Annotated in this window: 14 protein-coding genes; 2 read left to right on the plus strand and 12 right to left on the minus strand. The window is 47.2% G+C overall.

Annotated elements, in window-relative coordinates; genetic code table 11:
- Positions 1-97: 97 nt before the first annotated feature.
- From tuf to fkpA, 9 genes are all read right to left on the minus strand, one after another.
- Positions 98-1282 (minus strand): elongation factor Tu, encoded by a 1185-nt coding sequence (gene tuf / locus AC6I8U_RS14845; RefSeq protein ID WP_234494646.1) that lies wholly within the window; start codon positions 1280-1282, stop codon positions 98-100.
- A 123-nt stretch (positions 1283-1405) separates the two neighbouring features.
- Complete coding sequence (gene fusA, locus AC6I8U_RS14850; RefSeq protein ID WP_038224544.1) at positions 1406-3502, minus strand: elongation factor G; 2097 nt, start codon at positions 3500-3502, stop codon at positions 1406-1408.
- A gap of 77 nt (positions 3503-3579) precedes the next feature.
- The gene (rpsG, locus tag AC6I8U_RS14855) at positions 3580-4050 is read right to left on the minus strand and encodes a 30S ribosomal protein S7 (protein WP_042478937.1); all 471 of its coding nucleotides are present in this window, start codon (positions 4048-4050) and stop codon (positions 3580-3582) included.
- 99 nt (positions 4051-4149) lie between these two features.
- Positions 4150-4524: a 30S ribosomal protein S12 gene (gene rpsL, locus AC6I8U_RS14860; RefSeq protein WP_004399892.1), complete on the minus strand. Its 375-nt coding sequence runs from the start codon at positions 4522-4524 to the stop codon at positions 4150-4152.
- A gap of 175 nt (positions 4525-4699) precedes the next feature.
- Positions 4700-4963: a DsrH/TusB family sulfur metabolism protein gene (locus tag AC6I8U_RS14865; protein ID WP_042478939.1), complete on the minus strand. Its 264-nt coding sequence runs from the start codon at positions 4961-4963 to the stop codon at positions 4700-4702.
- Positions 4964-4970: 7 nt separating this feature from the next.
- Entirely contained in the window at positions 4971-5327 is a 357-nt protein-coding gene (tusC, locus tag AC6I8U_RS14870) for a sulfurtransferase complex subunit TusC (protein WP_042478941.1), read from the minus strand.
- Positions 5324-5719: a sulfurtransferase complex subunit TusD gene (tusD, locus tag AC6I8U_RS14875; RefSeq protein WP_498017265.1), complete on the minus strand. Its 396-nt coding sequence runs from the start codon at positions 5717-5719 to the stop codon at positions 5324-5326. The genes tusC and tusD overlap by 4 nt, the downstream gene beginning before the upstream one ends.
- Complete coding sequence (locus AC6I8U_RS14880) at positions 5720-6394, minus strand: helix-turn-helix transcriptional regulator (RefSeq protein ID WP_042478957.1); 675 nt, start codon at positions 6392-6394, stop codon at positions 5720-5722.
- Positions 6395-6617: 223 nt separating this feature from the next.
- Positions 6618-7406, minus strand: coding sequence for an FKBP-type peptidyl-prolyl cis-trans isomerase (fkpA, locus tag AC6I8U_RS14885; RefSeq protein ID WP_128650077.1), 789 nt, complete (start codon positions 7404-7406; stop codon positions 6618-6620).
- 168 nt (positions 7407-7574) lie between these two features.
- On the opposite strand from fkpA, the gene AC6I8U_RS14890 reads away from it, so the two are divergent.
- Both AC6I8U_RS14890 and AC6I8U_RS14895 read left to right on the plus strand, forming a co-directional pair.
- Positions 7575-8555, plus strand: coding sequence for a WD40 repeat domain-containing protein (locus AC6I8U_RS14890; protein WP_498018374.1), 981 nt, complete (start codon positions 7575-7577; stop codon positions 8553-8555).
- Positions 8556-8559: 4 nt separating this feature from the next.
- On the plus strand, positions 8560-8787 hold the full coding sequence (locus AC6I8U_RS14895; RefSeq protein ID WP_042478959.1) for a SlyX family protein: 228 nt from the start codon (positions 8560-8562) through the stop codon (positions 8785-8787).
- A gap of 73 nt (positions 8788-8860) precedes the next feature.
- On the opposite strand, the gene rlmB is transcribed toward AC6I8U_RS14895, so the two are convergent.
- The 3 genes from rlmB to motX all read right to left on the minus strand — a co-directional run bounded on the left by rlmB (position 8861) and on the right by motX (position 12804).
- Entirely contained in the window at positions 8861-9598 is a 738-nt protein-coding gene (gene rlmB, locus AC6I8U_RS14900; RefSeq protein ID WP_042478943.1) for a 23S rRNA (guanosine(2251)-2'-O)-methyltransferase RlmB, read from the minus strand.
- 18 nt (positions 9599-9616) lie between these two features.
- The gene (rnr, locus tag AC6I8U_RS14905) at positions 9617-12097 is read right to left on the minus strand and encodes a ribonuclease R (RefSeq protein ID WP_498017266.1); all 2481 of its coding nucleotides are present in this window, start codon (positions 12095-12097) and stop codon (positions 9617-9619) included.
- 104 nt (positions 12098-12201) lie between these two features.
- On the minus strand, positions 12202-12804 hold the full coding sequence (motX, locus tag AC6I8U_RS14910) for a flagellar protein MotX (RefSeq protein ID WP_252014632.1): 603 nt from the start codon (positions 12802-12804) through the stop codon (positions 12202-12204).
- Between the last annotated feature and the right edge of the window lie 156 nt (positions 12805-12960).

A 12960-nucleotide genomic window follows, 5' to 3' on the forward strand; every position in this document is an offset into this window, starting at 1 on the left:
TGGCTAAGTCTATGAACAGGCTTTAGATTTATTTTCAAATAAAAAAAGAGGAGCCTAAGCTCCTCTTTTCGCGTTTATTGCGATTATCAACTAAATATTAGTCGAAGATCTTAGCAACAACACCAGCACCTACTGTACGGCCACCTTCACGGATAGCGAAACGTAGGCCTTCATCCATAGCGATTGGAGCGATTAGCTCAACCTTCATTTGGATGTTGTCGCCAGGCATTACCATTTCTACGCCGTCTGGTAGAGAGATGTCACCAGTTACGTCAGTTGTACGGAAGTAGAACTGTGGACGGTAGCCTTTGAAGAACGGAGTATGACGGCCGCCTTCGTCTTTAGAAAGTACGTATACTTCAGACTCGAACTTAGTGTGTGGGTTGATTGAGCCAGGAGCTGCAAGAACTTGACCACGTTCAACTTCGTCACGCTTAGTACCACGTAGAAGTGCACCAACGTTCTCACCAGCACGACCTTCGTCAAGAAGCTTACGGAACATCTCAACACCAGTACAAGTAGTCGTTGTAGTCTCTTTGATACCTACGATTTCTACTTCGTCACCTACGCGCAGGATACCACGCTCGATACGACCAGTTACAACAGTACCACGACCTTGGATCGAGAATACGTCTTCGATTGGTAGTAGGAATGGTTGGTCTACTGCACGCTCTGGCTCTGGGATGTAAGAGTCTAGTGCTTCAGCAAGCTCAACGATTTTGTCTTCCCACTGCTTCTCGCCGTTTAGAGCGCCTAGTGCAGAACCTTGGATAACTGGTAGGTCATCACCTGGGAATTCGTACTCAGATAGAAGTTCACGAACTTCCATTTCTACTAGCTCTAGAAGCTCTTCATCGTCAACCATGTCACATTTGTTCATGAATACGATGATGTATGGGATACCAACCTGACGGCCTAGTAGGATGTGCTCACGAGTCTGAGGCATTGGGCCGTCAGTTGCAGCAACAACTAGGATACCACCGTCCATCTGTGCAGCACCAGTGATCATGTTCTTAACATAATCCGCGTGTCCTGGACAGTCTACGTGTGCGTAGTGACGAGTTGGAGTGTCGTACTCAACGTGAGAAGTTGCGATTGTGATACCGCGCTCACGCTCTTCTGGAGCGTTATCGATAGATGCGAAGTCTTTCGCTTCACCGCCGTACACTTTAGCTAGAGTAGTACAGATTGCAGCAGTTAGAGTTGTTTTACCGTGGTCAACGTGGCCGATAGTACCAACGTTAACGTGCGGTTTAGTACGTTCAAATTTTTCTTTAGACACGATCGTGTTCCTTCCTAGTTATGATTCGCCCCGAGAACGAATTTTGTCGGGGCGCGCCAGAATTTGCTATTTTATGCGTCAATTTTACTCAACGCAACAGATTCATTACTAAACAATAGCTGATTAGCTGCGCTGTGCAATAATCGCATCAGCCACATTCTTCGGAGTCTCAGCGTATTCGCTAAATTCCATCGAATATGACGCACGACCTTGGGTCGCACTACGCAAGTCAGTTGCGTAACCAAACATCTCAGAGAGCGGTACTTGTGCACGGATGATCTTAAGACCAGCGTGGCCGTCATCCATACCTTCGATCATGCCGCGGCGACGGTTAAGGTCACCAACAACATCACCCATCCAATCTTCTGGAGTCGTTACTTCAACCTTCATCATTGGCTCAAGCAGAACAGGTTGTGCTTCAAGCGCACCTTTTCTGAAGGCCATCGAGCCGGCGATCTTAAACGCCATCTCGCTAGAGTCGACATCATGGTAAGAGCCATCGTACAGTGTTGCTTTGACATCCAGTACAGGATAGCCAGCAAGAACACCGTTGTTCATCTGCTCTTCGATACCTTTCGATACCGAGCTGATGTATTCCTTAGGAACCACACCACCCACGATCTCGTCAACGAACACAAACCCTTCACCCGCTTCAGATGGTTCAAGCTTAAGCCATACGTGACCATATTGACCACGACCACCTGATTGGCGAACAAATTTGCCTTCAACTTCTGTGCTGCCGCGAATCGTTTCGCGATAAGCAACCTGAGGTTTACCCACGTTACAATCAACACTGAATTCACGCTTCATACGGTCAACGATGATGTCTAGGTGAAGCTCACCCATACCTGAAATTAGCGTTTGGCCAGTTTCGTCATCGGTTTCCACACGGAACGACGGGTCTTCTGCTGCCAGTTTACCTAGCGCAATTCCCATTTTCTCTTGGTCAGCTTGAGAGCGAGGCTCTACCGCGATCTGAATAACTGGCTCAGGGAATTCCATGCGCTCTAGAATCACTTTGTGGTTCTGGTCACACAGGGTATCACCTGTCGTTACGTCTTTCAGACCAATCGCTGCTGCAATGTCACCCGCACGAACTTCTTTTACTTCTTCGCGCTTGTTCGAGTGCATCTGAACGATACGGCCAAAGCGTTCACGCTTTTGCTTCACTGAGTTATAAACGGCATCACCCGAGTTTACGACACCTGAGTAAACGCGCATAAACGCAAGGGTGCCTACAAACGGGTCAGTTGCAATCTTAAATGCAAGTGCAGCGAATGGTTCGTTGTCGTCAGCATGACGCTCTACTTCGTTCTCATCATCGTCGATACCTTTGATCGCAGGTACGTCTACTGGAGAAGGAAGGTATTCGATAACCGCGTCTAGTACCGCTTGCACACCTTTGTTCTTAAATGCACTACCACATGTTGCGAGTACAATTTCGTTATTTAGTGTACGAGTACGTAGACCCGCCTTGATTTCAGCTTCCGTTAGTTCGCCTTCTTCAAGGTATTTATCCATTAACTCTTCGCTTGCTTCTGCAGCGGCTTCAACCATGTTGTTGCGCCACTCTTCAGCTTCATCTTGCAGTTCTGCTGGAATCTCTTCGTAAGTGAAGGTCATGCCTTGATCGGCATCGTTCCAGTTGATTGCTTTCATCTTGATAAGGTCGATGACACCTTTGAACTCATCTTCTGCACCAATATTTAATTGGATTGGAACTGGGTTCGCACCAAGACGATTTTTAATTTGGTCCACAACGCGTAGGAAGTCTGCGCCTGCACGGTCCATCTTGTTCACAAATACCATACGTGGAACGTGATATTTATCAGCTTGACGCCATACAGTTTCAGACTGAGGTTCAACACCTGATGAGCCACAGAATACAACCACTGCACCATCAAGCACACGCAAAGAACGCTCTACTTCGATAGTAAAGTCAACGTGTCCAGGGGTATCAATGATGTTTACGCGATGATCTTGGAATTGTGCTTCCATACCACGCCAGAAGGTAGTAGTCGCAGCAGATGTGATAGTGATACCACGCTCTTGCTCCTGCTCCATCCAGTCCATGGTTGCAGCACCATCGTGAACTTCGCCGATTTTGTGAGAAAGGCCAGTGTAGAACAGAATACGCTCACTTGTGGTTGTTTTACCTGCATCTACGTGAGCAACGATACCGATATTACGATAGCGCTCAATAGGAGTTTTACGAGCCACGATTGTATCCTCTTACTAAGGTTAACCTTAGAGTATAGAAAAGTGCTGCGAGAGAACCTCGCAGCACTGAAAAGGTATTACCAGCGGTAATGAGCAAACGCTTTGTTAGCGTCAGCCATGCGGTGAACGTCTTCACGTTTCTTAACCGCAGTACCTTTGTTCTCAGACGCGTCTAGCATTTCAGCAGCTAGGCGTTGAGCCATAGATTTTTCACCACGCTTACGCGCAGCTTCAACCAACCAACGCATAGCAAGTGCGTTACGGCGAACCGGACGAACTTCTACAGGTACTTGGTAAGTTGAACCACCTACACGGCGAGATTTAACCTCTACCGCTGGGCGAACATTTTCAAGAGCTTCTTCAAATACAGCTAAGTGGTCTTTGCCAGACTTCTCAGCCATAGTTTCTAGTGCACCGTAAACGATTTTTTCAGCAGTTGATTTCTTACCGTCAACCATTACGATGTTTACAAATTTTGCCAGCAGCTCAGATTTGAACTTTGGATCTGGAAGGATCTTACGCTGACCAATTACGCGACGACGTGGCATGGATATTCTCCGTTGTCTTCTTCAGGTTATCCAAAACTTTACAGTTTCTTCAAAAATTAAAAATTAATTTAGTGTTTGGCCTTACTTAACGGGGAACCATTAAGACTTAGGACGCTTCACACCGTACTTAGAACGACCTTGTTTACGGTCATTTACGCCAGCACAGTCAAGTGCGCCGCGAACAGTGTGGTAACGTACACCCGGAAGGTCTTTAACACGACCGCCACGGATTAGAACAACTGAGTGCTCTTGAAGGTTGTGACCTTCACCGCCGATGTACGAAGTTACTTCGAAGCCGTTCGTTAGACGAACACGACATACTTTACGAAGTGCTGAGTTAGGTTTTTTAGGTGTAGTAGTGTAAACACGAGTACATACACCACGTTTTTGTGGGCACGCTTCTAGTGCAGGCACGTTGCTTTTAACAACTTGCTTTGCACGAGGCTTACGTACCAACTGGTTAATAGTTGCCATTAACTAGCTCCTGATTTACTTGAAAGTAAGCTTTGTGAAAAATCTAGCCCCAATCACCAATGGCAATTAGGGACGCAAAATTCTATGCAGCAGTGAGAGGTGTGTCAAGAAATATACAGATCTTTTTTGGAATATGCGTATCGCAGTATCGGTAACTAAGACATAAGAAAGAAGGTTAATCCCAAGTCGTGCTGGCGACGTGACGTTCTGTCAGCTCAACAAAGCCTTTAAAATCGGTCACTTGCAACGCTTGTCCATTATCCTTGGCCAAGCCACGCGCATCCATATCTTGTTCTAGAAAGTAGCACTGCCACTCTTGCGTCGTATCAATACTAACTACTAAGTAACACGCACTCTCAACAAAAAGGACATCATCCCCTTTTTGCAGGTACGCCTTAGCCTGTTGATAGCCTACTTCGCTTTTAATAATGTGCAGCATGGTAATCCTAGAAGGTTAATACTTTATGACATTGATTGAGTTCATCAGCAATCGCGGACGCAGAGACAACTTGAGCAGAGATAAGCAACTCTTCTTCTGTTAAGCGATAACGCTCTAGGCTTTGCTCACAGACAAACACTTGCTCAATGTCGTAAAGATCCATCAGTTTGAATGCACTGATGTAGTCTCTAGATAGAATAGAGCGAGTCTCCTGCCCTTTCCGCAGCTGATTCACACCGTTTCCGACAAAGAACACTTTGATGTCTTCTGTAAACGCGGACGTCGCGAGCAGCGCATCCAAGCCTTCTCTACCCGCAGCACTCGCATGCGGTAGTGAGCTAAATACAAAAGCTAATGTTGTCAAAACTGCACCACCCTATCTTGGGTTAGCATCGCACTGGCAAGACTGCCTAGCCCTGCTTGCTCGAAGCCGCTGGCTAGGTTGTCGGCATCTCTTTGATGCTGCGACGCCTCATCACTCCCTAGCACGCCACGGCGTAATGAAGCTGCGACACAGGTTTCCAAACGAACGCCGTGTTCATTCGAAAGCGCTTGCCAAGCAGAGACCAAGTCGAATTCATCATTCGCTGGCACCGTTAGGCTCGATGCGTTGTGAACACCATCTTGGTAAAAAAAGACACTGACAAGCTTATGCCCTTTCGCGATCAGCGCGTTGGCAAATTGATAAGCATTGCGCGCTGACTGACTTCCATACACTGAGCCATTTACCACTAGACTGTAGGTCAAAGCAGACAATTACTCGTCCTCTGTCTTACGCTGACGAATATACAGGTAAACGGTGTGTTTCGAGATATTCAATCTATCGGCAACGCGGTTAATGGCATCTTTGATATCGAAGATCCCCTTGTCATAGAGCTCCATAACAATCTGACGATTCTTAGTGTTGTTAGACACTGACTTGTCGGCATTGATATCTTCAATCGTACGCTCCACCGTTTGGTCGACAAGCTCTTCTACATCACTCGCGAAGTTAACCGATGAAGCCGCATCTTTGGCATCTTGTGTCGGCATAAAGGATTGAAGAATCTGTGAGAACGGCGCATCTAGGTTGACGTTGATACACAGCAGACCAATCACTCGGTTATCACCATTGCGGATAGCAATAGTAATCGACTTCATCAATACGCCACCTTTAGCGCGAGTGAAGTAAGAGCGAGAGAAATTACGCTCAGAGCCTTCAATATCTTTCAGCATTTTAAGCGCTAAGTCGGTGATCGGTGAGCCCACCTGACGCCCCGTGTTCTCGCCGTTAGCGATCTTTACTGCTGACGTGTTCAACGACTCAAGTGAGTGCAAAACGATTTCACAGAATGGTCCGATCAAGCTCGCAAGCCCATCTACCACCGCTTCATAGGATTGTAAGATGATTTTGTCGTGCTCGCTAAATGGTGCCACGTCAACCGACTCCATCTCAAGCAATTCATCTGGGTTAGAAATTTCAGTCACTGTAGTTGGACCCTAACGATACTTAAAAAAATTACCGTAAGTTTATCAGAAAATTTGAGAGCTACCTCTATGTATGTATCCAACAAGTGATTTAGGGCAAAAAAAGTGCTGTTTTTTCTTGCACCTGAAATAAACCGCAATAAAAAAGGCTCACCGTAGTGAGCCTTTTGTCATGCCATATCAAGCATTATTGCGTTGCTTGAGCGTCATCGCCTTCGATTTTCAGTAGTTCAACTTCAAATACTAGCGTTGAGTTAGCAGGGATAGTCGGAGTATCTTGCTCACCGTATGCTAGCTCTGGCGGGATAACGAACTTGTACTTAGAACCCACAGTCATCAGCTGAACGCCTTCCGTCCAACCAGGGATAACGCGGTTAAGTGGGAATGTTGCTGGCTCACCACGATCGTAAGAGCTATCGAACTGAGTGCCGTCGATAAGCGTGCCTTTGTAATGAACCTGAACGGTGTCCGTCTCTTTAGGCTTGTCACCAGTACCTTCTGTTTCTACTTGGTAAAGTAGACCAGATTCCGTCGCTGTTACGCCTTCTTGTTTCGCAAACTCAGTGCGGAAATCATCACCCGCCTTCATTGCAGCTGCTGCTTTCTCTTCAGCTTGCTTTTGCATCGTTTCCGCAACGCGCTTGTCTAGCCCTTCTAGCGCCGCACGGATCTCGTCTTCACTTAGCTCAGCATTACCAGCAAACGCCTGCTCGATACCTTTAAGTACCAGCTCTTTCTTAAGCTCAATACCAAACTCTGCTGGTTTCTCGATGCTTGTGCTTAGGTAGTTAGCAAAAGACACACCGATTGCGTAAGCCGCTTTGTCATCTTCTGTTTTAAAGTGAACCGCTTTACCTGTTTCAGCTTGTACTTGCTCTTGCGCTGCTGGCTCAACTTTTGGTTCTTCTTCTTTTTGACAACCGACTGCCAACATAACTGTCGCAGCAAGTAGCGACACTTTAAATAGTGATTTCATTTATTTCTCCAATGATGGACATTCTTGTAGACTTAATACCTAGCCATGCTTTAAGAATAACGTTCAGCAAGCATGCATAACTAACTAAATCTAGTAACTATTTCCTAGTAGCTCAAACTATAAATATACTAGCTTAAACTCAATACTCAACGTGGAATAACAGTAATGATGCGAATAATATCTCATTCTGTGCTGTGGTTAATTGTCATCAGCCTGTTAAATGGTTGCCTATTCTCCACAGACTCAGAAAAACGTTGGGACCTAGCGCTTGAAGGCTCGACCGCAATGGCACTGAGCCGAGACGCGAGATTCGCACTCCTCTATTCCAAACAGCAACACCTACAGCTTTGGGATCTCGAACAAAATAAGATCCTAGCTCGCTTGGGTATTCAAGACCCTGACGAAAACATTATTTCCCTTATTCGCTTTAGCGACAATGGACGCTTTGCCGTCACTGCCACCCAAACCAATTTCGCTATTTGGGACCTAGCTTGGTCTCAATCAACGGGGCTTTGGTCGATCTCAGATGGATTAATTCAAGACATCGCACTCGGTAATTCTGGTGACGAAGTCCTTGTTGGTCTGAGCAATGGTAAAGCAATATTTATCGATTTAGTCACTGGAAGGCGGCTAGAGTTCCTTGCGCACGTAGAAAAAGTTAATTCCGTGTCGCTATCGCCTAACGGTAAATACGCACTATCTGGAGGCAATGACCATAACGCCTATTTTTGGAGTACGGAATCTGGTCAGATATTACACCGTTTTGAACATCAGCAACGTGTTGGAACGGTCGAGCTACAGAGAGATGGGTTATTTGCGCTCACCTCTGATACAGGTAATGACGCGATTATTTGGGATTTAACATCGGGTGAGCAGGTTAGTCAGCTCAGTACCTGGACCCGACAACTGATCTTTTCCTCGGCCCGCTTTTCTGATGATGGTAAGCGATTAGTCACTGGCTCTCCCTCTTCACGTCTCATGGTGTGGGATAGTAAGACCGGAAAACGACTTGAGGGGTTCGAAGTGGAATTGCTAAAAGATGTTCGTCCGCCACGAGGAGTAGTGTATGATGCCGCCTTTGAGAGCAACCAGCGCGTGCTTTCTGCCTCGTCAGCTGGTGTCATCCAAGCTTGGAAAATTAGTGAGTAACCTTATGAGCAATAAAGAGATTCAAGCTCTCGAAGAGAGAATCAATGATATGGAGTGCAAAATGGCATTCCAAGAGCAGACCATCGAAGAACTCAATGATGCGTTGACTCAGCAACAGCTGCTGATCAGTAAAATGCAAGACCAGATGAAATATGTCGTTGGTAAGGTAAAAAACATGGATACCTCAAATCTGGCGGATCCATCAGAAGAGACACCACCGCCCCACTATTAAGCAACTGTGTCATCAGATAGAAAAAACAAAGCCCCAGTTTCTTGCTGGGGCTTTTGTCGTTCTAGCATATTGATTACAGTGCGCGTTGGCGAACCGCTTCAAAAAGGCAAATACCTGATGCTACCGATACGTTTAAGCTCGATACCGCACCAGCCATTGGGATCTTGATAAGGTCATCACAGGTTTCACGAGTCAGGCGGCGCATACCATCACCCTCTGCACCCATGACCACCGCTAGAGAGCCAGACAGCTTCGCTTGATAAATATCGTGCGTCGCTTCACCGGCCGTTCCAACAATCCAGATGCCTTTCTCTTGCAGCGCGCGCATTGTACGTGCCAAGTTGGTTACTCGGATAAGAGGAACGGTCTCAGCAGCGCCACACGCTACCTTGCTAACCGTCGCAGTCATTGGTGCAGAACGGTCTTTCGGTACAATCACCGCCGCCACACCCGCAGCATCCGCGTTACGCAGACATGCGCCAAGGTTATGCGGATCAGTAACGCCATCTAAAATAAGCAGTAACGGCTGTTCATGCTGCGCTAATACATCATCGAGATCGTTTTCGTTGAGCTGCTTAGCCGGTTTTACCTTAGCGATGATGCCTTGGTGATTCGCACCGCTGGCTTTGTCATCCAGTGTTTTGCGGTTCATTTGCTGAATCGACACACCAATTTGGTTGAGTTCGTTCAACAGCGGCATCAAGCGATCGTCTTGACGCCCTTTTAGTACATAGGCTTCCACAAAGCGCACTGGATCTTTTTCAAGAACCGCTTTAATCGCGTGGATACCGTAAATAAATTCATTACTCATGGAATAATCCTGAATTCGTTATTTCTTCGCTTTACTACGAGCCTTATTTTGGCGCGCCTTATTCTTGCGTGATTTGGTGGCTTTGGACTTCTTGCGCTTATGAGGAAGCACATCCTCTTCTTGTCCATCTGGGCGTTTGGTGGCTTCGACCATCGGCTTCGCTGCTTTCGGGCTGCGCTTGCCTCTGACCTCAGCGACACGCTGTTTCGCTTTGGCTTTTTTCTTTTCAGCTTCAGCCATGCGTTTCTTCGCCGTCTTTCCTTTGCCGCGTAGCTTACGACTTGTTTCGACTAATTCAAAGTCTATTTGCTTATCATCGAGGTTAACCGACAGAACTTTCACTTTAACGGCGTCGCCCAAACGGTAAATCGCACCGAAGCTTTCACCGATAAGCCTTTGACCAATAGGGTCAAATTGATAGTAGTCGTTCACCAGTGACGAAATATGCACTAGGCCATCGATGTGCAGCTCTGTTAAGCGCACGAAGAAGCCAAAACCCGTCACGTTGGCAATCACGCCATCAAGGACTTCACCTACGTGGTCTTGCATGTACTCACACTTGAGCCAATCGGCCACATCACGGGTTGCGTCATCGGCGCGACGCTCGGTCATAGAACACTGCTCACCGTAGTAATCCATATCGTCAAACGAGTAATGGTAACCACCGGTTGGCGTCCAGCGGTCAGTATTGCGGCCTTCTTGTTTGGCAATGAGGTACTTAATTGCTCGGTGCAGAAGCAAATCTGGGTAACGACGAATAGGCGAGGTAAAGTGCGCATAGCGTTTTAGCGCCAAACCAAAGTGCCCGGCGTTATCCGCATTATAGACTGCCTGTTTCATAGAACGCAGCAGCATGGTTTGAATCAGCTCTTTATCTTGGCGCTCACCAATCTTTTTAATCAGCTCAGCATAGTCGGTCGGTGATGGCTCAAGACCGCCAGATAGATCAAGACCTAACTCACCAAGGAAATCTCTGAAACCTTGCAGTCTCTCTTCACCGGGAGTTTCGTGCACTCGGTATAGAGCTGGCTCTTTGGCTTTTTCTACCAAAGAAGCAGAAGCGATGTTCGCCAGAATCATACACTCTTCAATGATCTTGTGTGCATCATTGCGAACCACAGGTTCGATGCGGTCGATCTTACGGTCAGCATTGAAAATGAACTTAGTTTCAACCGTTTCAAACTCAATCGCACCACGATTATCACGGGCACCCTTGAGCACTTTATACATGTTGTGCAGCTCATGAAGGTGAGGAACCACAGCGCTGTAGCGCTCACGAAGCTCTTCGTTACCCTCGAGAATGTCGCTCACCTTGTTGTAAGTCAGACGCGCATGGGAGTTCATTACCGCTTCGTAATGTTTGTAACCTGAAAGCTTGCCTGTCTCAGAGATGGTCATTTCACACACCATACACAAGCGATCCACTTGTGGGTTGAGTGAACAAAGGCCATTAGAGAGCACCTCTGGAAGCATAGGCACGACCTGAGACGGGAAGTAAACCGAGTTACCGCGCACGATAGCTTCTTTGTCGAGTGGTGTATCTGGGCGAACGTAGTAGCTAACATCCGCAATGGCGACCCATAAACGCCAACCACCGCTTTTCTTACGCTCACAGTAAACGGCATCGTCGAAGTCTCGAGCATCTTCACCATCGATTGTGACTAGAGGCAGGTCACGAAGATCAACGCGCCCTTCCTTGGCTTCTTCTGGGACAAACTCACCAAATTGCTTGACCTGCTTGTCGACTACTTCAGGCCATTCATGAGGAATTTGATGTGTGCGGATCGCGATTTGCGTCTCCATACCTGGTGCCATGTTCTCACCGAGTACTTCCACCACTTGTCCCATCATGCCACGCGAGCGGCTGCCACGGTCAGTTACTTCAACAACGACCACATTACCCATACGGGCACCACCACGATGCTCATTAGGGATCAAGATGTCTTGGCTGATGCGAGAATCATCGGCAACCACGTAGGCATAGCCATATTCCATAAAGAAACGACCGACGACTTGGGTTTTTCGCTCTTCTAAAACGCGAACCAAGCGGCCTTCTTTTCGGCCACGCTTATCGGTACCCGATGGTTGAACCAATACGAAATCGCCATGTAGCAAGGTGCGCATTTGATGATGTGGTAGCAGCACATCATTATCTTTATTCATGCTCCCTTCAGGTCGAACCCAGCCATGACCATCTTTATGGCCGATGACATAGCCTTTGATCATTTCTAGCTTGTCTGGGAGCGCATAACACTGACGTCGAGTAAACACCAACTGCCCATCACGCTCCATTGCGCGCAAGCGACGGCGCAATCCTTCATACTGCTCTTCACCAGATAGGCCCAATGCTTCGAACAGGTCGTTTCTGTTCATGGGTACGTTAACACTTTCTAGGAAATCAGAGATGAACTCTCGGCTTGGGATGGGATTCTCGTAGTTCTCAGACTCTCTTGCTGCAAAAGGGTCGTCAACTTTTATATCGCTAGGCTTGTTCGACATAGTCTGACCTATATTTTAGGAGGGATAGGTCGATTATAACTGACGCAGCAGATAAGCTACAGAATTGCTTTACCTTTCTGCATCAGATTTAGTGGATTTAACGGTTACCAAAAGGTCGAACGACGCTTTGCTCGTGCAATGATGTTTTCCGGCATGCGCTGCTCTAGACCGCGCCTTAGCATAGAGATACGTTTGTGCTTACGACCGTCCGGTGTGACCGAGTTGTAAAGCCAACGGTAAGCATCTTCATAATCAAGCGGGCTGCCGTAATCTCGCAGTAGCAGTTCAGCAAGTTGAATCCTCGCATCAATGTTGCCCATCGACGCTGCCTCACGGAAATACGGGATAGCTCGCTCTTTGTCTTGCTGAACAAAAGTGCCTTTTGAGTAGTAGCGACCAAGTTGTTCAAGGGCAACAGGCAAACCTTGATGAGCGGCGTTCTCCATATAATAGAGCCCAAGCTCAACATCTTGAGGAACACAAACGCCCCATGCCAGCATGTCCCCATAAAGAAACTCATAAGATGGCAGACTGATACGTGTGGCACGAGCCATGATGTCTTCGACAAGCTGACAATTATCTTCTTTCACGCGGGCTAGGTGTCGGTTCTCTTCAATCAAACCGATCAGCTCATCCTCGGAGTAAATAGGGATAGGCGCACCCACTTCTTTACTGTGCACTGCTTTTACAGGGCCGAGTAGCGCCATGCAAACAAGTGCTGCCAGTTTGTGTCGCTTAATCACTAATCCTGCTCCTCATGCTTAGAAACTGCCATCCACCAATAACTTGTCATTGGTCTCATTTTTATCGGCAGTCATCCGCCACGCTTTAGAAAAAACGGCAATATTTTGCCACTTTTCTTT

This window comes from Vibrio sp. KUL80 (assembly GCF_059725495.1).

Bases quoted from the DNA above. Each gene is read 5' to 3' on its own strand.
- motX (WP_252014632.1), bottom strand. From the start codon at position 12,804: ATGGCGCTACTCGGCCCTGTAAAAGCAGTGCACAGTAAAGAAGTGGGT.
- AC6I8U_RS14895 (WP_042478959.1), top strand. From the start codon at position 8,560: ATGAGCAATAAAGAGATTCAAGCTCTCGAAGAGAGAATCAATGATATG.
- AC6I8U_RS14880 (WP_042478957.1), bottom strand. From the start codon at position 6,394: ATGGAGTCGGTTGACGTGGCACCATTTAGCGAGCACGACAAAATCATC.
- AC6I8U_RS14865 (WP_042478939.1), bottom strand. From the start codon at position 4,963: ATGCTGCACATTATTAAAAGCGAAGTAGGCTATCAACAGGCTAAGGCG.
- rpsG (WP_042478937.1), bottom strand. From the start codon at position 4,050: ATGCCACGTCGTCGCGTAATTGGTCAGCGTAAGATCCTTCCAGATCCA.
- rpsL (WP_004399892.1), bottom strand. From the start codon at position 4,524: ATGGCAACTATTAACCAGTTGGTACGTAAGCCTCGTGCAAAGCAAGTT.
- AC6I8U_RS14890 (WP_498018374.1), top strand. From the start codon at position 7,575: ATGCGAATAATATCTCATTCTGTGCTGTGGTTAATTGTCATCAGCCTG.
- rnr (WP_498017266.1), bottom strand. From the start codon at position 12,097: ATGTCGAACAAGCCTAGCGATATAAAAGTTGACGACCCTTTTGCAGCA.
- fkpA (WP_128650077.1), bottom strand. From the start codon at position 7,406: ATGAAATCACTATTTAAAGTGTCGCTACTTGCTGCGACAGTTATGTTG.
- rlmB (WP_042478943.1), bottom strand. From the start codon at position 9,598: ATGAGTAATGAATTTATTTACGGTATCCACGCGATTAAAGCGGTTCTT.